The organism is Formosa haliotis, assembly GCF_001685485.1.
Classification (GTDB): Bacteria; Bacteroidota; Bacteroidia; order Flavobacteriales; family Flavobacteriaceae; genus Formosa; species Formosa haliotis.
Genome location: NZ_BDEL01000001.1, coordinates 984208 through 1007988, shown reverse-complemented (window position 1 = coordinate 1007988; position 23781 = coordinate 984208). Strand labels below are relative to the sequence as shown.

Below are 23781 nucleotides of genomic sequence, written 5' to 3'. Positions count from 1 at the left end.
CTATGAAACAATTCAATTTTTTTAAGAGTAAATATGCTGCCTTAGTATTAGGATGTGCGGCATTATTTTTTTCATGTTCTAAAGACAATAACGACGATCCTATTTTAGCACCAGAAGTAGGCATGACGGTAGACACACAGGCTGTTGAAATGACTATGGGAGAAACCCTGAATTTTGAAGCTATCAACCTAAATGATGCAGTTTATTCTAGTGCATGGACTATTGGAGACAGTTTAGTGTCTTCGGTAGGTACGTACGAGTTTATGCCTGAAACTTCTGGAGAATACGAGCTAACATACCGTGCGTCTAATGATGCTGGTGAATTTGTTTTCGACTATAATATTTCAGTCGCTGCACTTATTCGCCCTACAACTCCAGACAGTAAAGCCTATGTTACGGATTTATTCGAATTTTTACCAGCACCAGGGCAATTTATAAATAAAAGCCCAGGGAATTTAGAAAGTGCAGAAGGAGTGTTAAACGGAAAAAATGGCCTGGTAAGTTTAGGAGCTTGGGGTGGTTCCATCACGTTAGGATTCGACCATACGGTTTTAAATTCTGAAAATGAAAAAGACTTTATTGTTTACGGAAATGCATTGCCAACATTTTCTGAACCTGGAATTATTTGGGTAATGCAAGACGAAAATGCCAATGGTTTAGCAGACGATACTTGGTACGAGATTAAAGGTAGTGGTCACGATTTAGAAGATACAAAACGCAATTATAGTGTAACTTACTTTAAACCAGCTACGGCCGACGATGATGTTGCTTGGGAAGATAGTGAAGGTAATACAGGAGCTGTGGTTAAAAATATGTTCCATTCTCAAGCCTATTATCCAGAATGGATTACAGCAGAATCTTATACACTTACGGGGACTATGCTGCCAGATACTAATATAGATATGAGTAATCCGTCTTGGATTACAAGTGCGGCTTACGACTATGGTTATGGCGATAATACGACCGGGGGAGATGAAATTGATATTGCCGATGCTATCGATGCCGAAGGGAATTCTGTGTCACTTCAAGGTATCGATTTTATTAAAATTCAAACAGGAGTTCAAGCCGATATGGGCTGGTTAGGAGAATTATCTACCGAAGTATCAGGAATTGCAGATCTAAGCTTACTAAACTAAACAATAAATAGTCTAGAAATATTCATAAAGTCACGTGTCACCCTGAATTCATTTCAGGGTTTCATTATAGAATAATTATTAATTAAATACTTAACATGAAAAACAAATTCAAAAATTTAAAATATGCAGCGGCTGCATTTGTATTAGCATTAGGGCTAAGTTGTAGTAACGACGACGATTTTACGCCAACAACTCCGCCAGCTTTTGAAGCAGATCAAGATTTAAGTGCAACCTTAACTATGGGAGATAGCATCACGTTGTACCCAAAATTATCGCAGCGTGAAGCAGCTACTTTTAAATGGGAAATGAATGGCGAAGTAGTAAGCACAGATTCTATTTATGTTTATAAACCAGACACCCGTGGGGAATCGCAAATTACCGTTTCGGCAGGAAACGATGGGGGCGTTGTATCTTTAACTTACGATGTTAAAACTTGGGGTGCATACGAAAACGGATTCTTTACCGTAAACGAAGGTTGGTTTGGACACGGTACAGGAACGGTTAGTTTTTACAGATACGACACCGAAAAAATTGAGGATAGTATTTTTGCGAAAACGAATCCAGATAAAGATTTAAAACCCTATGGTTCAACCTTAGAATTCGGAACCATTTATAATGAAAAGTTGTATTTGGTATCTAAAGCCGGTGGACCTTTAGTGGTTACAGATGCCTATACTTTAAAAGAAGAAAAGCGTATTGAAGCTGATAAAAGTTTGAGTTGGAGAGCTTTTACCGGAATTAATAACGATTTAGGGGTGTTAACTTCTGGTGATGGTATTTATAAAATAGATTTAAATACCCTAGAAACCCAAGGACCTTTAGCTGGTATTACTGGGCAAATGGGAGATGTGGTAGTTTCTGGAGATTATATTTATGCACTTTCAGCTAGAAATGGATTAGTAATTTTTGATGTGAATACTTTTGAAGTTGTAAAAACTATTGAAAATATGTCTCAAGGAATTACCAAAACAGCCGATGGTACAGTATATACAGCCGGTGGTACTTCGCTAGTAAAAATTAATCCAACAACACTAGAAATCGAAAACATTCCTTTAGGTTTTACAGCTAATGGTGTTTGGGGAGCATGGCATCCCGGTTCTATGGCGGCAAGTGCAGATGCTGTTTTTATTGCTAAAAATGGCCCTTGGAGTGGAGGAAATGAAATTTATAGATATGACGGCGATGCGACTTCATTGGCTAGTCCGTTTGTTAGTTTGCCAGAAACTCAAGTGATATTCGGATCGGGAATTGGTTACGATTTGGAAAAAGAACAGCTTGTTATAAATGCGTTAGATAAAGGTTGGGGTGAAAGTTATAGCCGAAATACCTTATACATATTTGATGGGTTAACAGGTACACAAACTAAAGCTATCGATTTTACGGGGTATTATTTCCCTGCAATTAATGTGTTTCATTAAGGCGTAATTTTTATTAATGTAAAAGGCTTCAGAAGATTGTTTCTGAAGCCTTTTTATGTTTTACTAAGATTCTATGATGAATAATAATTTACTTTTTCAATCTGTTTTTAGAAGAATTTTTTAGCTTGATTTAGATAAATTAAAGGAGAAAGACTTTGTATATCTCGACTTCGCTCGATATGACAAGATTTTGCCTAAATTGTTTTAGTCGAGAAAACCTGAATAATTCCTTAATTTAAATCTGGCATTTCGATACACTGCAATTTCATATCTCTGCATTATAGCACTCAATGACCGGGTGTCAATGTAATAATTAACTAATTTATAAATGTAGCCATTTGAAGATTTGAAAATGAGATTCCTCCTGTTGTCGGAATGACAAATCAGACTGTCACATCGAGCGGAGTTGAGATGCATTACTTTAATGTAGTAAAGTTTTAAGAAGTTAATTTGAAAATGGAGTAAATAGAGAAAAAATAAGAGCGTTTAGAACCAAGATTGTTTTAGACATAATTTAGATTCACTATTCACTATTCACTATTCACTATTCACTATTCACTATTCACTATTCACTATTCACTATTCACTATTCACTGACAACAGACAACTGATATCAGATAACTTGAAATAAAAAAGTGAGGACCTAAAAATCCAATTTCTTCTTACGAAGCTCAAAATTCTGGCCTAAATAGACCTTTCTAACCATTTCGTCGCTAGCTAATTCCTCAGGTTCTCCTGCTTTAAGAATACTACCTTCAAACATTAAATACGTACGATCTGTAATGGCTAAAGTTTCTTGAACGTTATGATCGGTAATTAAAATTCCGATATTTTTTTTGGTAAGTTGGGCAACAATACGCTGAATATCTTCAACCGCCACAGGATCTACTCCTGCAAAAGGTTCGTCTAGTAAAATAAAACTTGGGTCGGTCGCAAGGGCACGAGCAATTTCTGTTCGTCTACGCTCGCCTCCCGATAATAAATCGCCTCGGTTTTTACGGATATGTCCTAAACTAAATTCTTCAATAAGGGACTCCATTTTCATGAGTTGTTCCTTTTTGCTTAGTTTGGTAAGTTGTAATACGCTTAAAATATTATCTTCAATACTCAGTTTTCTAAAAACCGATGCCTCTTGTGCCAAATATCCAATTCCATTTTGGGCACGTTTATACATGGGATATTTTGTGATTTCTGTATTTTCTAAATGAATCGTTCCGCCATTAGGTTTCACCAGACCAACAATCATGTAAAAAGAGGTTGTTTTTCCGGCGCCATTCGGACCTAATAAACCCACAATTTCACCTTGATTCACCTCTAAAGAGACATCTTTTACAACTTTTCGTCCGTTGTAGGACTTCATTAAATGTTCAGCTTTTAGTTTCACGATTTGGTGTTTTTATGAGTTCCGATTTTTAATACAGAGTGGCTAAAATACTAAAATAGTATCACTTTTTTGGGTGTTGGGTTAAGATTTAGACGCTTCTAAAGCATCCCAAAATTCGTAAGCACGACGTAAATGAGGAATAACAATAGTACCACCAACTAGAGTGGCTATACCTAAAGTTTCTACAACTTGTGCTCTCGAGATTCCTAGTTTGAAAGCCGTTTCTAAATGATATTTTATACAATCATCGCAGCGTAAAACAGTTGACGCTACTAAGCCTAAAAGCTCTTTAGTCTTAACATCTAAAGCACCTTCTTGGAAGGCATTGGTATCTAAATTAAAAATACGTTTTATAATTTTATTATCGTCGCTCAAAATGCGGTCGTTCATTTTGGCTCTATAGTCGTTAAATTCGGTTACGATATCAGACATTTCTTATGGCTTTAGATTTTTTACGTTCTTTTCGGGTTACAAACTTTGCAATATAAATACTTACTTCATATAAAATTAATACAGGGATAGCCACAATAACTTGACTCGCGATATCTGGAGGTGTAATTATTGCTGAAACAATAAGTACGATAACTAGGGCAAATTTTCTGTATTTTCTTAGAATTTCTGGGGTTATAATACCAACTTTTGCTAAAAAGTATATAATTATAGGTAACTCAAAAATAAGTCCGCAGGCAATAACCGACGATCGTATTAAGCTAATGTAACTGCTTAAATCGAAGTCGTTATGTACTTTTTCACTGACTTGATAGGTTCCTAAAAAGTTTATAGACAACGGGCAAATAACATAGTATCCAAACAGAACACCCATAAAAAATAAAATAGATGAAATAATAATAAACCCTCTTGAATTTTTACGCTCGCTAGGGTGCATTCCAGGGCTAATAAAACGCCATAATTCGAATAAAATATATGGGAATGCTATTATAAACCCGGCGGTAATTGCTGTCCAAATATGAGCAGAAAACTGACCAGCCATGGTTCTACTTTGTATTTCGAAAGCCGCCTCATTAAAACAAAAACTATCGTCTAAACCTAAAGACTGAGAGATTTTACATAGTATATCGTAGGTAAAAAAACTTGGTCTTGTAGGTCCAAAAAGTAAAGTGTCAAAAATAAAGCTTTTAGCTAAAAAGGCAATTACGGCTGCTATCATTACAGCTCCCGTAGCTCGAATTAAATGCCATCTTAAATCTTCAAGATGATCTAAAAAAGACATCTCGTTTACATTCTTTTTATTAGCCATTATATAATACCTTCTTTTATTAAATCGTGAATATGAACCACACCAGCATAGGTGTTATCATCTTTGCACACTAGGAGTTGAGAGATATCATTTTTTTCCATAAGCTCTAATGCCTTTATTGCCATAGCATCTTCATTAATGGTTTTTGGAGATTGCCCCATGATATCTTTGGCTTTAAGATTTATAAAATTATCGGTTTTAGATAACATTCGTCTTAAATCACCATCGGTAATAATACCCACTACATTTTTGTTTTCTACCACAGCTGTTACACCTAACATATTTTTAGAAATGTTAATAATAACGTCTTTTATATTTGTATCTGGATGTACTTCGGGTTTATTGTTTACAGATGATATATCTACAACACGTAAATATAGTTTTTTACCAAGTGCGCCTCCAGGGTGATATTTAGCAAAATCGCCACTTGAAAATCCGCGTAATTCTAATAAACAAACTGCCAAGGCATCACCCATAACTAATTGTGCTGTAGTACTTGTGGTTGGTGCTAGGTTTAAAGGACAGGCTTCTTTTTCCACATGTGTATTTAAAAGATAGTCGCAGTGCTGACCCAAAAACGAATCTGCATTTCCAGTAATAGCGATAAGTGGATTTTTGGTGCTTTTTATTAACGGAACCAACACTTTTATTTCGGGAGTATTTCCACTTTTAGAAATACAAATCACCACATCGTCTTTTAAAATAAGTCCTAAATCGCCATGAATAGCATCGGCAGCATGCATAAAAATAGAAGGTGTTCCTGTAGAATTTAGAGTCGCTACAATCTTACTTGCAATGATGGCACTTTTACCAATACCAGTAATAATAACACGGCCTTTAGACTTGTAAATAAGGTCTACAGTTTTGACAAAGTTGTCATTTATGTATGATTTTAAATTTAAAATAGATTGACCTTCTAGCTCAAACACTTGATTTGCAGAGTCTATGATGGTATTGTAGTTGTTCAAAATTTAATATTTTTTTAGGTTAATGCTTTAAAGATTTTATTACCTTTAAACATATATGAACTTTTCAAATATAAATTCGATTAGTTTGCAGTGCAAAACTAACGAAAAAAACTATGAAGGTTCTCTAAATACAACGAATTAACTAATAGCAATTGTTTTTTTTTCGATGTATGAAATGTGTAAAATTAATATAAAAACAGTTCATGTCAAAAGTTGAAGTTAACTTGCATTCTGCACTTAAAAAACATTTTGGATTTAACGCATTTAAAGGGTTACAAGAATCGGTTATTGAAAGTCTATTAAAAGGTCAAGATACCTTTGTAATCATGCCGACAGGAGGTGGTAAATCTTTATGTTATCAACTCCCCGCGTTAATGCAAGATGGTACAGCGATTATTGTGTCTCCATTAATCGCACTTATGAAAAATCAAGTAGATGCCATTCGTGGGATCTCTAACGAAGAAGGTATAGCACACGTTTTAAATTCTTCGCTTAATAAAACAGAAATTAAACGTGTAAAAGAGGATATTACAAATGGCGTTACTAAATTATTGTATGTCGCCCCAGAATCCTTAACGAAAGAAGAGAATGTAGAGTTTTTACGCTCTGTAAAAGTGTCTTTCGTAGCTATAGATGAAGCGCACTGTATTAGTGAATGGGGTCATGATTTTAGACCAGAATACCGTAACCTAAGACAAATTATAAAACGTATAGACGAGACCGTGCCTATTATTGGTTTAACGGCAACCGCAACGCCTAAAGTTCAGGAAGATATTCTTAAAAACTTAGGTATTCACGATGCGGTAACTTTTAAAGCCTCGTTTAACAGACCTAATTTGTACTACGAGGTACGGCCTAAAACCAAACAAGTAGATAGCGATATTATTCGGTTTGTAAAGCAAAACGAAGGCAAATCTGGTATTATTTATTGTTTAAGTAGAAAACGTGTTGAAGAATTAGCACAGGTATTACAAGTTAATGGTATTAAGGCTTTGCCGTACCATGCCGGATTAGATGCCAAAACGCGTGTAAAACATCAAGACATGTTTTTAATGGAAGATGTCGATGTTATTGTTGCTACTATAGCATTCGGAATGGGTATCGATAAACCCGATGTGCGTTTTGTAATTCATCACGATATTCCAAAAAGTATAGAAAGTTATTATCAGGAGACGGGTAGAGCTGGACGTGACGGTGGCGAAGGCCATTGTTTAGCTTATTATTCCTATAAAGATATTGAAAAGCTTGAAAAATTTATGTCTGGTAAACCTGTGGCCGAACAAGAAATTGGCCATGCGTTATTACAGGAAGTAGTAGCTTTTGCAGAGACTTCCATTTCTAGGCGTAAGTTTATTTTACATTATTTTGGTGAGGAGTTTGATAACGAAACCGGAGAAGGTGGAGATATGGATGATAATGTTCGTCACCCTAAAAAGCAAACCGAAGCTAAAGACGATGCCGTCTTGCTTTTAAAAACGGTGGTGAATACTAAAGAAAAATATAAGTCGAAAGATTTAGTTAATGTGGTTATTGGTAAATCGAATGCCTTAATTAAATCGCATAAAACCGACGAACAACCCTTTTTCGGCAAAGGAAAGCATAAAGAAGATAAATACTGGATGGCATTATTACGACAAGTTTTAGTAGCCGGGTATTTAAAAAAGGATATTGAAACTTACGGGGTTTTAAAAATTAATGAAGCTGGTAAGGCTTTTATTAAATCGCCAACCTCGTTTATGATGACCGAAGATCATGTGTTTAGTAGCGAGCAAGAGGACAATGCCATTGCGTCTATTAAAGGAGGCGCCGCAACTACCGATGCTGCTTTAATGCGTATGCTTAAGGATTTACGTAAAAAGAATGCTAAAAAATTAGGAGTGCCACCTTTTGTTATTTTCCAAGATCCATCGTTAGAAGATATGGCTTTAAAATATCCTATTTCTATGACAGAATTATCTAATGTGCATGGGGTGGGAGAAGGAAAAGCAAAGAAATACGGAGCAGATTTTGTAAAATTGATAGCCCAATATGTAGAGGATAATGATATTGTGCGTCCAGACGATTTGGTTGTAAAATCTACAGGTTCCAATTCGGGGCTAAAACTGTATATTATTCAGAATATAGACAGAAAATTACCTTTAGATGATATTGCTTCTGCCAAAGGTATGGAGATGAAAGATTTTATTAAGGAAATGGAGGCCATTGTATTTTCTGGAACCAAATTAAATATTGATTATTGGATAAACGATATTTTAGACGAAGATCAGCAGGAAGAAATTCATGATTATTTTATGGAATCTGAAACCGACAAAATAGATTTGGCTATTGAAGAATTTGACGGAGATTATGACGATGAAGAATTACGATTATACCGTATTAAATTCATTAGTGAAGTTGCCAATTAAAAATCAGTAGTAACCAATCAATTAAAAAGCCTCGTTCATCATGATGAACGAGGCTTTTTTAGTATTTATAGTTTTTATGTCTGTATTATTGCGGTCTAGAACATAGCTAAATATGTTCAACATACGTTGTAATTTAACAGCATAAAAGATTCAAAACTTTAAAACTATTAAGCTTTAAAAATTGAATAACATTGTGTTGCAATTTCTAATTCTTCATTAGTAGGTACTACTAATATTTTAGTTTTAGATTCTGGAGTGCTAATTTCACGAACATTTGGAGAACGTTGAGCATTTTCCTCTTGGTTTAGTTCAAGTCCGAAATAATCCATGTTTTCACATATCATTTTTCTCATAGTAGAACTGTTTTCACCAATACCAGCTGTAAAAATTATGGCGTCTAATCCGTTTAAAGCTGCAGCATATGCACCAATAAATTTCTTAACACGGTATGTATTCATGTCTAAAGCAATCATACATTCTTTATTTCCTTTTTCAGCTTCAGCTTCAATTTCTCTTAAATCGCTATATCCAGTTAATCCTAACATACCGCTTTCTTTTGATAAGATAGTTACAATCTCGTCTTTGTTTAGCTTGTATTTATCCATTAAAAAGAAAATTACAGACTGATCGATAGCACCACTACGAGTACCCATAATAAGACCATCGTTAGGACCAAATCCTAAGGTGTGATCTAAACTCTGACCGTTGTGAACAGCTGTCATACTACACCCGTTTCCTAAGTGAATAGAAATAAGTTTAGCATCTGGTTTTCCTAAAAATTCAACTGCTTTTTCTGTAACATATTTATGAGAAAGTCCGTGGAATCCATAAACACGAACGTCATCTTCCTCTAAGTATTTGTTAGCAATAGCATATTTGTATGCTACTTCTGGTAAAGACTGGTGAAAAGCTGTGTCGAAAAGTGCAATTTGTTTTGCTGATGTAAAAATGTCTTCAGCAACTTCAATACCTTCTAAATTTGGTGGGTTATGAAGTGGTGCTAATAAAAATAAGTTACGGATACTGTCCTTAACTTCAGAAGTGATTTCTACGGGGTCAGAGAATTTTTTTCCGCCGTGAACGACACGGTGACCAACTAGATCGATTTCTGCAACATCTTTAATTACACCTGTTTTTTCGTCCATTAACATGCTTGCAACTTTAGATAAACCAGCAGCGTGGTTTGGAATAGGCATTGTTAATGATACAGCGTTTGTTTGATCCTTATAATGGATAGCGCCTTCTTCTAAACCAATACGTTCAACCAGACCAGAGGCCACGACAACTTCAGCTGGCATTTCGATAAGTTGAAATTTAATAGAAGAACTACCAGAATTAATAACAAGAATTTTCATGTGTGTTTTTATATAATTATAATAATAGTGAGTATTAAATACCTTGTGCTTGAATAGCCGTTAAAATTACAGTGTTAAATATATCGTCTACGGTACAACCACGGCTTAAATCGTTAACAGGCTTGTTTAAACCTTGTAACATTGGGCCAATTGCTAAGGCTCCAGTTTCTCTTTGCACGGCTTTGTAAGTGTTATTTCCTGTATTTAAATCAGGGAAAATAAGCACGGTAGCTTGCCCAGCAACATCTGATCCTGGCATTTTACTTTGACCAACTTTTAAGTCTACAGCCGCATCATATTGAATTGGACCTTCAATTTTAAGATCTGGACATTGTTTTCTTACAATTTCTGTAGCTTCTCTTACCTTGTCTACATCTTCACCCTTTCCAGAAGATCCAGAAGAGTAAGATAACATGGCAACACGAGGTTCTATACCAAAGGCTTCAGAGCTTCTTGCAGAAGAAATAGCAATTTCTGCTAACTGTGCAGCATTTGGATTAGGGTTAATAGCACAATCACCAAATACAGAAACACGGTCGTCTAAGCACATAAAGAATACAGACGAAACAATAGAACATTCTGGTTTTGTTTTAATAAATTGTAATGCAGGTAGAATGGTGTGTCCTGTAGTGTTAACCGCTCCAGAAACCATTCCGTCGGCGTCGTTTTTGTAAATCATCATGGTACCGAAATAAGACACATCGTTCATCATGTCTCTAGCCATATCCATGTTTACATTTTTATGTTTACGTAATTCGTAGAAGGTTTCTACATAGTCTTCGAATTTCTCGTAATCTGAAGGGAAAATAACTTTTGTTTTATTGTAATCTAAAGTCAAGCCTAGTTCGGTAGCTTTTTCTTTAATTTCTTTAGGATTACCTAATAAAATAATATCAACTAAATCTAAAACTTCTAAACGCGCTGCCGCAGTTAAAATACGTGGGTCTGACGCTTCAGGTAAAACAATACGTTTTTTTACTTTTCGTGCTTTTTGTATTAAGTTGTATTGGAACATACGTGGTGTAATCACCTTGTTTTCGAAAGACGAAAGTTTTTCTAACAAGTTTTCTACAGGCACATGTTTTTGGAACGTTTCAATAGACGTTAATATCTTGGTTTTACTTTCTGCATAGATATTCGATTTAATATTCCCGATTCTATGTGTTGTATTAAATGTACCATCGTTTACAGAAATGATAGGCACAACAGTTGTTAAACCGTCAATTAATTTTAAAATTGGTTCTTCTGGAAGAATTCCTCCAGTTAAAATAATACCAGAAATATTTGGGTAATTACTAGAAATATGAGCTTGTAAAGAACCTAAAATTAAATCGGCACGATCACCAGGAGTAATTACTACAGATCCTTCGTCTATATGTGTAAGGAAATTTCGCAATTGCATAGCTCCAACAGCAAATTTTCCAGAAAGATTCCCTAAATGAGCATCTCCAAAAAGAACATTCCCGTTTAAAGTTTCTTTAATCTCCTTCATAGTAGGAGAGGCTAAAGATTTTACCATAGGAATGGCTATAACTTCTACATTGTCTGGTGTAAAACTTTTTAATGATTTTTGAAGCGCATCAATATTTTGAGGTTCAATTTTATTAGCAATTAAAGCAAGTACTTCAACATCGTGACTTTTATAACTTTTATAAGCCATTTCAATGTTGTTAGTAAATTCTTCTAAGGTTTTATCGACACCTGTGCTTACAATTAATGTTGGTAAACCTAAGTTTTTTGCAATATTTACATTCCAATCAAATTCAAATACACTACCTTCTCCTAAGAAATCGGTACCTTCTACTAAAATAAAATCGTACTTGTCTTCTAACGCCTTATACTTTTTAATTATTGTATCTATAGAACTTCCGATGTTTCCAGAATTTCTATTTTGAATGATTTCATTACGTGTTAAGGCGTAAGTTTCGGTATAAGGAATATCTAAATTAAAATGAGACATTAATGTATCGATATGATTATCTCGTTTATCGTTAGCATCTTTGTCAATAATTGGCCTGAAGTAGGCAACTTTGGCGGTTTTACCTAAAAGGTTTTGCATTAAACCAAGCGAAATAATAGATTTTCCACTGTTGGGTTCCAAGGTGGCAATATAAAGTCCTTTGCTCATCACTATGTGTATTTTATTTGGCACAAAATTAACAATTTTAGCCCTGCTTTAAGGTTATAGTTTTCTTAAATTTTAACATTTTAAGCGAAAAAAAAATTAAAATTATTTTTGTGTTAAATTGAAAACGTTTTCGTGTTAAATTTTTGTAGTGTATTGAAAACGAGATTTTTAATAAAACAAAATCCGTATTTTTTTACAATTTTAAAACTGGTAAACCAATCTGTGTCAGTGAAATACAGCCGTTTTAATGAAGTGTAAATTTGTTAAAATTTAGGTCTTCCTTTTTGGGTTTTTAACCACAGATTTGAGTGTTTTTCTGTAAATTTATGAGGTAAAAAAAAATTAATAGAAATTAGATATTTTTTTACAGTTTCATCTCACTTTATTCGAAATTTTAATCATTTCAGCACATGAAAATGGAATATTTAACGCTTTCACTCTTATTTTATATCTTTTTTGTCGCTTGTGGTTCAGATCAAGTTCGGCAAAACATACCAGAAATTGAAAGTCCAGAAGTTCTTACTTCATTTTATTATGGTGCAGATTTATCTTATGTGAATGAAATGGAAGATTGTGGTGCTATTTATAAAAACGAAATCGGTGTTGCCGAAGATCCTTATAAAATTTTTAGCGATTGTGGAGCTAATTTGATTCGTGTTCGTTTATGGCATAACCCAACCTGGACCCATTATTCTAACTACGATGATGTGAAAAAGTCTATTTCTAGAGCGAAAAAATTAGGCATGCAGGTGTTGTTAGATTTTTATTATTTGGATTCTTGGACATTTCCTGATCGCCCAGGCCGAAATCATTAAAGACACTGGTGGAGAAGGACTAGTATATTGGGAGCCTGCTTGGGTGTCTACCCATTGTAACACCCTTTGGGGATCGGGTTCGCATTGGGACAATGCTACGCTCTTCGATTTTAATAACAAGGCCAATTTAGGGTTGCAATTTTATCATGCAGCTTTAAAATAATTTCAATTTTAAAGGAAAGGCGTCTTTAAAAGCCATAATTATTTGGTGTAAAATCTATGTATTGTGTTTTGGTTTTTAACAACATCATAACGTGCAGATTGTTTTAAATGGCGAATCATTTTTCTATATTTGCCGCTCATAAAAATAGAAACAAATGCAAGACGGTTTATACGCAAAATTTAAAACTACAAAAGGCGACATTTTAGTAGCTTTAGAATTCGAAAAAACACCTGGTACGGTAGGAAACTTTGTAGCTTTAGCAGAAGGTAATTTAGAAAACTCGGCAAAGCCACAAGGAAAACCATATTACGATGGCTTGAAATTTCACCGTGTGATACCAGATTTTATGATTCAAGGGGGGTGTCCTCAAGGTACAGGTACTGGAAATCCAGGATATAAATTCGCCGATGAATTTCACCCAGACTTAAAGCACGATCGTCCAGGAATTCTTTCTATGGCTAATGCTGGTCCTGGTACAAACGGAAGTCAGTTTTTTATAACGCATGTTGAAACGCCTTGGTTAGATAATGCACATACTGTGTTTGGCCATGTTGTTGAAGGGCAAGATATTGTTGACGCGATTGCACAAGGAGATGCGATTGAGAATTTAGAGATAATTAGAGTAGGTAAAGCTGCAGAAGATTTTAATGCTGTTGAAGCGTTTAGAACTTTCGAAGGCGCTCGCGAAAAGCTTTTAGCAGAAGCTAAAGCTAAGCAAGAAGCAGAATTAGATAAAATCTCTGCCGGATTTAATAAAACCGATAGTGGTTTGCGTTACCAAGTGCTACAAGCATCTAAAAGTGGTAAAAAAGCAAAAACAGGACAAACAGTTTCTGTACACTATAAGGGGCAATTACAAGACGGTACCGTTTTCGATTCGTCTTATAAGCGTAAAGAACCAATTGAATTTCCAATAGGTGTAGGTCAAGTTATTCCTGGATGGGATGAAGGTATACAGTTATTAGAAGTTGGCGATAAAGCACGTTTAGTAATTCCTAGCGATTTAGGATATGGTGCACAAGGAGCAGGTGGTGTAATTCCTCCACATGCTACACTTATTTTCGATGTAGAATTAATGGATGTAAAATAAGTTTACTTCATTTTAATTAATATTAAAAAGCTGCTTTTTAGCAGCTTTTTTTATGCGTATTTTTTAGGAGATTCTTTAAATTAGAGTAATTTCATATTCTAAAACCAATATGCAATGAAACTCCTACTAACCACAATTTGTTTTTGCATCGGGCTGTTCGCTTTTGCACAAGATCCGTTTTTAACTATAGCTTCTAAAGACTCTATAGATGGTATTCCTAAATTAAAAAGTAGTTTGGGTGTTAACATGAAACTCAATGGTTATTTTGATATTTTTGGCGGCCTTCAAGATAATGATACCTTTAATGTTGGGTATATAAATGTCTTTGGTACCGATGACACTAAAAGTCTGAGCATTGATATGTACCAAACCCAAATTAAATTACAGTCCACGTATATCATGAAAAATGGCAGAATGTTGACGGCTGTAGTTGAATCCGATTTTTGGGGAGGGAATGGTAGAATAAGGTTAAGAAAAGCTTATGTAGAAACCGAACATTGGCAAATAGGGCAGACTTGGAATAATTTTGGAGATGAAGATATTTGGCCTAATATTATGGAATGGGAAGGACCTCCTTCTGGGGTTTGGGTACGAAATCCTCATGTAAAATATTCTAACACGTTTCGGAATCCAGATTTTATTTATCAGGTGAGTTTAGAAGCTCCTGTAGCCGATTACGAATCGTTTTTAGAATTTAAACCCTTAGTTGAGGAAGTTCCTCAGGTAACACCAGATGTTACGGCAGCCTTGAAATATAATAGAGATTGGGGACATTTAAGAGTGTCCTCTATATTTAGAAATATTAGATATAAACTTGAAGGTGAAATCGATAATTTTATAGGCTATGGATTTACGGTAAGTGGTATTTATAAATCTGAGAGAAATAACAATGTGCAGTTTCAGTTTATAGGTGGTAAAGGTATTACTGCCTATATGACTACTATTGGAGGCCGAGGTTATGACGGGTATGCAGCAACCAATTCCGAATTTACTGCAACACCCGCTTTTGGTGGCTGGGCATCTTACGAGTATTATATCACAAAAAAACTTCATGCCAATGCCGTATTGGGCTATACAAATTTTAAATTAAAAGATGTTTCTAGGGTACTTGTTACGGATGTAAACACCGATTTAGATGATGTTTATTTAAATGGAAATGTAGACCATTTACAATATTATGGCTTGTTTAATTTTATGTATGATGCTTACGAACGTATGACTGTTGGATTAGAATTAGATTACGGGGTAAAGACATTGGCTATTGATGGTTTGGCAAATGATTTGTATCTTTCTAACGATAAAAGCCGAGATGCTATGCGAATTAGTTTTGGCTTTATGTATTCGTTTTAAAAACACTTTTTATAGTAAAATGCAATGGTTATGGAAACTCTAGAATCACTTAAATACCCAATAGGTCAGTTTGAATGTCCTAACCCAATTACAGATAAAGATGTTAAAGCGTGGATCGATGTGTTAAACCGATTTCCATCGCGATTAAATGCTTTAGTGAAACCGTTAACCGATTTTCAATTAGATACAGAATATCGACCAGAAGGTTGGACGATTAGGCAATTGGTCCATCATATAGCAGATAGTCACCATCATAGTTACACCCGGTTTAAATGGAGTTTAACAGAGGATACTCCGGTTATTAAGGCTTACAATCAAGATAACTGGTCTAATTTAGAAGATGCTATTAATGCGCCAGTGAGTATGTCGCTATTACATATAGAGGCGGTTCATAAGCGTTTAGTTTACCTTTTAAAATCTTTAAGTGAAACGGATTTAAATAAAAGTTTCATTCATCCAGAAACCAATAAAGTTGTGCCACTAAAAGAAAATATAGGTATTTATGCGTGGCACAGCAATCATCATTTTGCTCATATAGTAAAAGCGTTAGAACGTAAAGGCTGGATTAAAATGTAATGGTTATTTAAACCATTTTATACTACAGCCAATACTCGGTTTTTGTAGTGCTGTATTTTCTTTATTTTCAAGGATACAATCTAAGGCATGGCGGATGTCTTTACCCGTTACAGGAAGTGAATTTCCTGGCCTAGAATCGTCTAATTGTCCGCGATATTTCAGTTTTAAATCTTCATCAAACACATAAAAATCGGGTGTGCACGCAGCATTGTAGGCATGGGCTACCGCCTGAGTATCATCGAACAAATACGGAAAAGGATAACCTTGCTCTTTAGCATTTATTTTCATTTTATCGGGCGCATCTTGCGGATACATTTCAATATCATTGCTAGAAATGGCAATACAGTTAACCCCTTGTGCCTTGTAATCTTTTGCTAGTGAAACGAGTTCGGAATTTACATGAATAACAAACGGACAATGGTTACAAATAAAAAAGATAACAGTGGCATGTGTGCCTTTAAGTTGACTTAAGGATTTGAATTGATTAGAAACGGTATCTAGTAAATTGAAATCTGGAGCTTGCGTTCCAAGGGGCATCATATTAGAAGGTGTGTCGGCCATAATTCTGTTTTTATCAAAGTTCGTAATAATTTGTACTTTTAAAAAATGAAACCGATTATAAATTTTGAAGACTTTAGTGTTGTTGATTTACGCGTAGGAACTATTATCGCCATTAATGATTTTCCTAAAGCCAGAAAACCAGCCTATCAATTAACCATAGACTTTGGGGATTTAGGTATTAAAAAAACATCGGCTCAGATAACCACCTTATATAAAAAGGAAGATTTAATGCACAAACAATTAGTGGCAGTTGTGAATTTTCCTAAAAAGCAAATTGCAAATTTTATGAGTGAATGTTTGGTGTTGGGTGCAGTAAAAGAAAACGATGTTATGCTTTTACATCCCGAGCAACCTATTAAAAATGGAACTCCAGTATTGTAGTATTTGTTGAAAATAGACGGGAACATTTTCAATTAGATCAGGTATCGAGTTGGATATTTAATGGAGATAGGTTGATCTCTTTCCATTAAGCATTTCATTTGTATTGAATTTTCTCGGCTATGGTATTTTATTATTAAGATTAATTTTAGTTTTGGCTTTTTATAGGTGTAAACCAACAACAAGTGTGCATGATTTTAAAACAGATTAAATTAAGGGTGCTTAAAAGTTATATGACTTTAGGTTTATTTTTTTATTATAAAAAGATAAGTGTTAAAGGCTCGGAGTTTATTCCGAAAAACAAAGCGGTTTTACTGCTTTCTAATCATCAAAATGGCTTGTTAGACCCGTTAATAATGGCAACACGTTTAGAACGATTTTGTTATTATTTAACCCGAGCGGGGGTGTTCGAAAAACCTTGGATTTCTAAATTTTTAAAAAGTTTAAATATGTTGCCAGTTTATCGTGTACGCGATGGTTGGCAAACGGTACTGAATAATAATGCCATTTTTGAAACCTGTAAACACTTATTAAGTAGGCGAGAAGCTCTTGTTATTTTTCCAGAAGGAAGTCATAATTTAATTAGAAAAGTCCGCCCGCTTAGCAAAGGGTTTACGCGTATTGTATTAGGTACTTTAGATACCCATCCAGATATAGATTTGCAGTTAATTCCTGTTGGAGTGAACTACAATTCGCCAGAAGCTTTTGCAGATAGTATGTTACTAAATATAGGCGCTCCTATTTCTGCAAACCGTTATAAAACTTTAGAAAGGACCGAAGCGGTTAAGATCTTGAAAACGGATGTAGAAACCGAAATAAAAGAATTGACCACCCATATTTTTGATGATTATGATTCTAGCTTACAGCAGTTAGAAGCCGAAGGCGCAGATTTTTTAAACCCGAAAGCCCTAAATCATTATTTAAAACATGGCGAAAAAGGAGAGGGGTTTAAAACCAAAAAAACATGGTTAAAACCTGCAAAAACAAGTTTTACCGTAGTATTAAAGGGTATGTTGTTACCAGTTTATCTTTTCTGGAAATTTGTTGCGCAACCCAAAATAAAGGAAAAGGAGTTTGTAGGAACATTTCGGTTTGCTTTAGGAGTTACCTTAGTTCCTATTTGGTTATTGGTATTGCTATTAATTATTGGTTTTAGTTGGGGGTGGGCCATAGCCTTTTTAAGTATTATGGCAATTCTTGTTGTAGACCTTCTAGCGGTAAAATTGTAGTTCTTTATTATGACGATTGAGCATAAAAAAACCGTTACTAAAAGCAACGGTTCGTATCAGTTATATTCAATTTTAATTAAATATCATCAAAATCGATATCTGTAAATTTTTCAGCAGAAGCATGTCCAGCTTCAACAGGTTCTTCACTTTGATTAGTTTCGTAATCCTTTTTGAAATCTTTCTGATGGCGTTCGCTTATTACTTCATCGCCTTTCTCATCAATAATGTAATCGGTCATTTCATTTAAAATATCTCTAAACTCAGAAAAGTCTTCTTTGTATAAATATATTTTGTGCTTTTTGTAGTGGTACGACCCGTCGTCGTTGGTGAATTTTTTACTTTCTGTAATGGTTAAATAATAATCACCTGCCTTTGTAGCTCTAACATCAAAAAAATATGTTCGTCTCCCTGCTCGTAATACTTTAGAAAAAATCTCCTCTTTCTCCATCATGTCATTAGTATCCATAGTCATATTTACTATTAATAAGATTTAAAATGTATAATTTAAGTTGCAATTTATTTTATAAACGTAAAGCAATTTCCTTTCAAAAATCTAAAAAAAGAAATACTAACCAACAAATTATGTTATTTCTTTTTCACTAAGTTGCTTTAAATATAAGGTTTTGTAGTACCCATCTGTATTTATTAAGTCTTGATGCGATCCTTCTTGAATGATTCGGCCTTCGTCTAACACAATAATCTTGTCTGCATTTTTTGCAGAAGACACTCGGTGACTCACAATTATAGTTGTTTTACCAGATGCCACTTGGTATAAGTTTTTTAGAATTTTTTCTTCGGTTTCTGTATCTACCGCCGAAAGGCAATCATCGAATAACAATATTTTAGGGTCTTTAATTATGGCTCTGGCTATAGAAACACGTTGCTTTTGTCCGCCCGACAAGGTAATACCACGCTCACCTAAAATGGTATCGTAGCCTTTAGCGAATTTTGAAATATTGCCATGTACCTGTGCTAATTTTGCGGCTTGAATGACATCTTGATCTGTGGCATCTTCTTTCCCAAATTTGATGTTGTTTTTTATAGTGTCGGAAAATAAAAAGGCGTCCTGTGGCACATAGCCAATACTATCTCTTAAACTGTATAAATTGAGTTGATTAATAGCAATGTTGTCAATATAAATAGTTCCTTTATCGCAGTCGTAAAGCCGACCTATTAAATCTAAGATGGTCGATTTTCCAGATCCTGTTTTTCCAATAATGGCTAGAGTTTCTCCATGATTTACTGTAAAACTAACATCTTTTAAGGCCTGGATATTGGTGTCGTCGTAGGTAAACGACACGTTTTTAAAAGCAATATTTCCGGAAATATGAGACGGTGCCTCAATCGTATTTTTAATTTCTGGTTCAATATCTAAAAATTCATTAATACGTTTTTGAGAAGCTTCGGCTTGCTGAATAATAGAGGTTACCCAACCTACGGTAGCTACAGGCCAGGTTAGCATGTTTACATAAATTATAAACTCTGCTATAGTTCCTAAACTTTCAATCTCGCCATTAATATATTGTTTACCTCCAATGTAAATCACTATTAAATTACTCACCCCTATTAGTAAAATCATCATCGGGAAAAATAAAGCTTGAATGCGTACTAAGGCGAGTTGCTTTTCTTTACTTCCCTGTGAAAGGATTTCAAAATTCTCGGAAGTTTGCGGTTCTATTCCGTTAGCCTTTATAACAGATATTCCGCTAAAACTCTCTTGTGTAAACGTAGAAAGTTTAGATAAATACACCTGTACAATGGTACTGCGTTTGTGTATTTCTTTACTTAATTTATAAATGGCAACAGATAATATAGGAAGTGGTAATACCGTATATAGCGTTAGTGATGGCGCCTCACTATACATATAAATAAGGGCGATTATAAATAGGGTTATGGTATTTATGGTGTACATAATTGCTGGCCCAGCATACATACGAACACGACTAACGTCCTCGCTTATGCGATTCATTAAATCGCCTGTGCGATTCTTTTTATAGAAATTTAAAGACAAACGTTGGTATTGCTGATAGATTTCGTTTTTAAATCGTATTCTATATGGCGCGACATATTTATAATGGTTTGTCGCATTAAAAAGGTGAATATCCCCGCAATAATTGCAGCACCAATAATGTATAAAATATCTTCTAAAAGCTCTGATCGTACGACAGAAACTTCGGTGATAATACCTTGATTGTAATCTTCTACAACTTTAAAAATTTCACGAACAAAACGGGGTGTGAATAATAAAAAGATTCGAGCAATAATTGTAATGGCTATTCCTACAAGTAATTGGTATTTATATTTTAAGAAGTATTTATTGAGATGTTTAAGGGCTTTCATTAACCGATATAATTTTAACTTTAAGTTATTCGTTATTTAACAATGATTAATTTGAAGATATGATAATATTGACTTAGATTTGCGACTAGTTTTTATTAATATTTCAAAACAATCAATAATACTTAATACATAATTAAAAATGGTTTCAGAAGTTTTAAAAGCAAATGAACTGTATAAAGTTGACCCTGTTTTTGGTCAACACTCATTTAATAATCATGAGCAAATTGTGTTTTGCAATGACAAAGATACAGGTTTAAAAGCAATTATTGGTATTCATAACACGGTATTAGGACCTGCTTTAGGAGGAACTAGAATGTGGAACTATAATAACGAATGGGAAGCCCTAAATGATGTTTTACGTTTGTCGCGAGGAATGACATATAAAGCGGCTGTAACCGGGTTAAATCTTGGTGGTGGTAAAGCGGTGATTATAGGTGATGCTAAAACCCAAAAAACACCAGAATTAATGAAACGTTTTGGGGAGTTTGTACATTCGTTAAGCGGGAAATATATCACTGCGGAAGATGTAGGAATGGAAACATCAGACATGGATTTAGTACGTGAAGTAACCCCTTATGTAACCGGAATTTCAGAATCTAAAGGGGGAGCAGGAAACCCATCGCCAATTACAGCTTATGGGGTGTATATGGGAATGAAAGCTGCCGCAAAATTTAAATTCGGTTCAGATCAATTAGAAGGTAAATCGATCCTAGTTCAAGGCATTGGCCATGTAGGTGAAACTTTAGTAGATTATTTAACTAAAGAAGGAGCACAGGTTATTATTAGTGATATTAGCGAATCGCGCTTAGAAGCAGTTAGTAAAACTTACGGTGCTACAATTTACAGAGGTTCTAATTTATATAGCGAGGCTGTAGATATTTATGCGCCTTGTGCATTAGGAGCTACAATAAACGACGACACCATTCATCAAATTCAAGCTAAAGTTATCGCCGGTGCGGCAAATAACCAATTGGCAAACGAATTGGTTCATGGCCCTATTTTACAAGATCGCGGTATTGTTTATGCACCAGATTTTTTAATTAATGCAGGAGGTATTATCAATGTATATGCAGAAATTGCAGGTTATGGTAAAGATGAAATTATGAGTAAAACTCAAAACATCTACAATACAACTTTAGAAATTTTAAACAATGCAGATATACACCATATAACACCAAATCAGGCAGCACTAGAAGTAGCAAAATCCAGAATTGAAACACGAAAAAAAGAAGGGAATAAATAATATTATTTGCCCAAAAAGCGTATTTTTGCAGCCGAAAGTTATTTAAAACTTTCGGCTTTTTTATTTTAATGCCATTAAGGCTATCATTCATGCTCCTTTAAAGGAGGTTAAAAGTTCTTTGTAACTATGCTTAATAGAAGACATATTCGCGTAAAAGTAATGCAAACCATCTATGCTTTTAAAGGTGGAGAAAGTGATGATTTTAGAACAGATCAAAAGTTTTTAGTTCATAGTTTAGACGATATGTATCATTTATACTTGTTACAATTATCGTTACTTATTGAGGTTCAAAAACGCGTAGAAAATCATCTTGATAAATCGCAATTAAAGCATCTTGCTACTTCCGAAGATAAAAATCCAAACAAAAAATTAGTTAATAACGAAGTCCTTCAGTTATTAAGACAAAACAGTTTGTTAGAAGATACCATTAGAAATTATGGTGTAGATAATTGGGAATTAGATAACGAATATGTAGACGTTATATATAAAGAGATTTTATCTAGCGAAATCTATGCCGATTATATGAAAACGCGAACATCAGACTTTAAATCCGATAAGCACTTTATAGTAGATGTGTACAAAGAAATTATTGCGCCAAACGAAAAACTTTACGATTATTTAGAAGACAAAAACTTAACTTGGTTAGACGATTTACCTACGGTAAATACAACCATTTTAAAATTATTACGCAAATCTAAACCTAGCGTAGCCGATTCGTATTTTGTGCCTAAATTATATAAGGATTTAGACGATAAAGAGTTTGCAATTAATCTGTTTAAAAAGACCATTTTAAATCAGTCAAAATTAAATGCAGAAATTGATAAAAAAGCAAAAAACTGGGAAGCCGAACGTATTGCACAAATCGATTATATATTAATGCAAATGGCGGTTTGCGAACTTCAATATTTTCCATCTATTCCGGTAAAGGTTACTATTAACGAATATTTAGAAATTGCCAAAGAATATTCGACTCCAAAAAGTAGTATTTTTATAAATGGTATTTTAGATAAGCTAGTTAAGGAATATCAAGAAAAAGGAACTTTAAATAAAGTCGGGAGAGGGTTGATGTAGTTGGAAATTATTAGTACATTTATCCCTTTAAAAAATATATTTATTATGAAAAAAATAATGCTAGGATTAAGCGCAGTTTGCTTAATCGCTTTTACATCTTGTAAGGAAGACGCTTCTAAAAAAGTAAATGAAGAAAATGTAGCAGTTGCTGCAGAACGTGATGCAAATTCATCTAAATTCCCTAAAATAGAGTTTACAGAAACAGAACATGATTTCGGGACTATAGAATCTAAAACAGAAGTAGAAACGGTTTTCGAATATAAAAATACAGGAGACGCTCCATTAGTAATTTCAAGTATTACGAGTTCTTGTGGTTGTACAGTACCTCAAGATTGGAGTAAAGCACCTTTAGCTCCAGGAGAGACAGGGAAATTTACAGTTAAATTTAATGGTTCTGGTGCAAATAGTGTTACAAAAACAATTACCGTAACATCTAATACCGAAGCAGGTAAAGATTTAGTTAAGATTAAAGCTTTTGTTAAGCCAGATCCTAATGCTGCAGGTGCAACAAATCAATTAGCAACTCCTCAAATTCAATCATAATGACAGAAGGTATTGGTTCATTATTGCCGTTTGTATTAATGTTTGTGGTTGTGTATTTCTTTATGATTGCACCACAAATGAAACGTCAGAAAAAAGAAAAAAAATTCGCTAGCGAGTTAAAACGTGGCGATCGTGTTATAACTAAAAGTGGTATGCACGGAAAGATTGTCGATTTATTCGATAAAGACAATACTTGTGTTATTGAAACACTTGCAGGTAAAATTAAATTTGAACGTTCTTCTATTTCTATGGAAATGAGTTCAGCTTTAAATAAGCCAGAAACGGTAAAATAACCCAGAGGTTAAAATACAATATGAAAAGCTATCCAATTTGGGTAGCTTTTTTTGTTGGGGTATATTTTTGTAATATA

At 34.3% G+C, this 23781-nt stretch carries 22 protein-coding genes and 1 pseudogene; 14 read left to right on the top strand and 9 right to left on the bottom strand.

Annotated features, from left to right (window positions below; translation table 11 throughout):
* Positions 1-2: 2 nt before the first annotated feature.
* Positions 3-1136 carry a PKD-like domain-containing protein gene (locus A9D35_RS04245; protein WP_066219469.1) on the top strand — a complete coding sequence of 378 codons (1134 nt, stop codon included), beginning with the start codon at positions 3-5 and terminating at the stop codon, positions 1134-1136.
* A 95-nt stretch (positions 1137-1231) separates the two neighbouring features.
* Positions 1232-2554: a DUF5074 domain-containing protein gene (locus A9D35_RS04240; RefSeq protein ID WP_066219466.1), complete on the top strand. Its 1323-nt coding sequence runs from the start codon at positions 1232-1234 to the stop codon at positions 2552-2554.
* Between the two features lie 643 nt (positions 2555-3197).
* Here the strand turns inward: A9D35_RS04240 and lptB are convergent.
* The 4 genes from lptB to A9D35_RS04220 form a co-directional block, all read right to left on the bottom strand.
* Positions 3198-3938, bottom strand: a complete 741-nt coding sequence (gene lptB, locus A9D35_RS04235; protein WP_066219462.1) for an LPS export ABC transporter ATP-binding protein — start codon at positions 3936-3938, stop codon at positions 3198-3200.
* 81 nt (positions 3939-4019) lie between these two features.
* Positions 4020-4370 carry a carboxymuconolactone decarboxylase family protein gene (locus tag A9D35_RS04230; protein ID WP_066219459.1) on the bottom strand — a complete coding sequence of 117 codons (351 nt, stop codon included), beginning with the start codon at positions 4368-4370 and terminating at the stop codon, positions 4020-4022.
* On the bottom strand, positions 4363-5196 hold the full coding sequence (tatC, locus tag A9D35_RS04225) for a twin-arginine translocase subunit TatC (protein ID WP_066219457.1): 834 nt from the start codon (positions 5194-5196) through the stop codon (positions 4363-4365). The genes A9D35_RS04230 and tatC overlap by 8 nt, the downstream gene beginning before the upstream one ends.
* Entirely contained in the window at positions 5196-6164 is a 969-nt protein-coding gene (locus A9D35_RS04220) for a KpsF/GutQ family sugar-phosphate isomerase (protein WP_066219456.1), read from the bottom strand. Before A9D35_RS04220 ends, tatC begins: the two co-directional genes overlap by 1 nt.
* A gap of 203 nt (positions 6165-6367) precedes the next feature.
* Between A9D35_RS04220 and A9D35_RS04215 the strand changes: the two genes are divergently transcribed.
* A complete protein-coding gene (locus tag A9D35_RS04215) occupies positions 6368-8569 on the top strand; it encodes an ATP-dependent DNA helicase RecQ (protein WP_066219453.1) in 2202 nt (733 codons plus the stop codon).
* A 167-nt stretch (positions 8570-8736) separates the two neighbouring features.
* Here A9D35_RS04215 and A9D35_RS04210 read toward each other — a convergent pair whose 3' ends face one another.
* The gene (locus tag A9D35_RS04210; RefSeq protein ID WP_066219450.1) at positions 8737-9924 is read right to left on the bottom strand and encodes an acetate/propionate family kinase; all 1188 of its coding nucleotides are present in this window, start codon (positions 9922-9924) and stop codon (positions 8737-8739) included.
* A gap of 34 nt (positions 9925-9958) precedes the next feature.
* A complete protein-coding gene (pta, locus tag A9D35_RS04205; RefSeq protein ID WP_066219446.1) occupies positions 9959-12052 on the bottom strand; it encodes a phosphate acetyltransferase in 2094 nt (697 codons plus the stop codon).
* Between the two features lie 410 nt (positions 12053-12462).
* Between pta and A9D35_RS04200 the strand changes: the two genes are divergently transcribed.
* From A9D35_RS04200 to A9D35_RS04185, 5 genes are all read left to right on the top strand, one after another.
* Entirely contained in the window at positions 12463-12867 is a 405-nt protein-coding gene (locus A9D35_RS04200; protein WP_066219444.1) for a glycosyl hydrolase 53 family protein, read from the top strand.
* A gap of 43 nt (positions 12868-12910) precedes the next feature.
* Positions 12911-13030, top strand: a complete 120-nt coding sequence (locus tag A9D35_RS19100; protein WP_235817848.1) for an arabinogalactan endo-1,4-beta-galactosidase — start codon at positions 12911-12913, stop codon at positions 13028-13030.
* A 154-nt stretch (positions 13031-13184) separates the two neighbouring features.
* Complete coding sequence (locus tag A9D35_RS04195; RefSeq protein ID WP_066219441.1) at positions 13185-14120, top strand: peptidylprolyl isomerase; 936 nt, start codon at positions 13185-13187, stop codon at positions 14118-14120.
* 114 nt (positions 14121-14234) lie between these two features.
* Complete coding sequence (locus A9D35_RS04190; RefSeq protein WP_066219438.1) at positions 14235-15470, top strand: DcaP family trimeric outer membrane transporter; 1236 nt, start codon at positions 14235-14237, stop codon at positions 15468-15470.
* Positions 15471-15500: 30 nt separating this feature from the next.
* The gene (locus A9D35_RS04185; protein WP_369692146.1) at positions 15501-16046 is read left to right on the top strand and encodes a YfiT family bacillithiol transferase; all 546 of its coding nucleotides are present in this window, start codon (positions 15501-15503) and stop codon (positions 16044-16046) included.
* Between the two features lie 3 nt (positions 16047-16049).
* On the opposite strand, the gene A9D35_RS04180 is transcribed toward A9D35_RS04185, so the two are convergent.
* The gene (locus A9D35_RS04180; RefSeq protein WP_066219433.1) at positions 16050-16607 is read right to left on the bottom strand and encodes a thioredoxin family protein; all 558 of its coding nucleotides are present in this window, start codon (positions 16605-16607) and stop codon (positions 16050-16052) included.
* 45 nt (positions 16608-16652) lie between these two features.
* On the opposite strand from A9D35_RS04180, the gene A9D35_RS04175 reads away from it, so the two are divergent.
* Together A9D35_RS04175 and A9D35_RS04170 are read left to right on the top strand one after the other, a co-directional pair.
* On the top strand, positions 16653-16988 hold the full coding sequence (locus tag A9D35_RS04175) for a tRNA-binding protein (RefSeq protein ID WP_066219431.1): 336 nt from the start codon (positions 16653-16655) through the stop codon (positions 16986-16988).
* Positions 16989-17176: 188 nt separating this feature from the next.
* Positions 17177-18214: a 1-acyl-sn-glycerol-3-phosphate acyltransferase gene (locus tag A9D35_RS04170; RefSeq protein ID WP_141675467.1), complete on the top strand. Its 1038-nt coding sequence runs from the start codon at positions 17177-17179 to the stop codon at positions 18212-18214.
* A gap of 76 nt (positions 18215-18290) precedes the next feature.
* On the opposite strand, the gene A9D35_RS04165 is transcribed toward A9D35_RS04170, so the two are convergent.
* Both A9D35_RS04165 and A9D35_RS04160 read right to left on the bottom strand, forming a co-directional pair.
* The gene (locus A9D35_RS04165; protein ID WP_066225751.1) at positions 18291-18680 is read right to left on the bottom strand and encodes a PUR family DNA/RNA-binding protein; all 390 of its coding nucleotides are present in this window, start codon (positions 18678-18680) and stop codon (positions 18291-18293) included.
* A gap of 114 nt (positions 18681-18794) precedes the next feature.
* Positions 18795-20554, bottom strand: a pseudogene (locus tag A9D35_RS04160) (ABC transporter ATP-binding protein).
* A 139-nt stretch (positions 20555-20693) separates the two neighbouring features.
* Here A9D35_RS04160 and A9D35_RS04155 point away from each other — a divergent pair.
* The 4 genes from A9D35_RS04155 to yajC all read left to right on the top strand — a co-directional run bounded on the left by A9D35_RS04155 (position 20694) and on the right by yajC (position 23704).
* Complete coding sequence (locus A9D35_RS04155) at positions 20694-21797, top strand: Glu/Leu/Phe/Val family dehydrogenase (protein WP_066219427.1); 1104 nt, start codon at positions 20694-20696, stop codon at positions 21795-21797.
* A gap of 126 nt (positions 21798-21923) precedes the next feature.
* Positions 21924-22868: a transcription antitermination factor NusB gene (nusB, locus tag A9D35_RS04150; RefSeq protein ID WP_235817847.1), complete on the top strand. Its 945-nt coding sequence runs from the start codon at positions 21924-21926 to the stop codon at positions 22866-22868.
* A 45-nt stretch (positions 22869-22913) separates the two neighbouring features.
* On the top strand, positions 22914-23411 hold the full coding sequence (locus A9D35_RS04145; protein ID WP_066225747.1) for a DUF1573 domain-containing protein: 498 nt from the start codon (positions 22914-22916) through the stop codon (positions 23409-23411).
* On the top strand, positions 23411-23704 hold the full coding sequence (gene yajC, locus A9D35_RS04140) for a preprotein translocase subunit YajC (RefSeq protein WP_066219424.1): 294 nt from the start codon (positions 23411-23413) through the stop codon (positions 23702-23704). The genes A9D35_RS04145 and yajC overlap by 1 nt, the downstream gene beginning before the upstream one ends.
* Positions 23705-23781 lie beyond the last annotated feature (77 nt).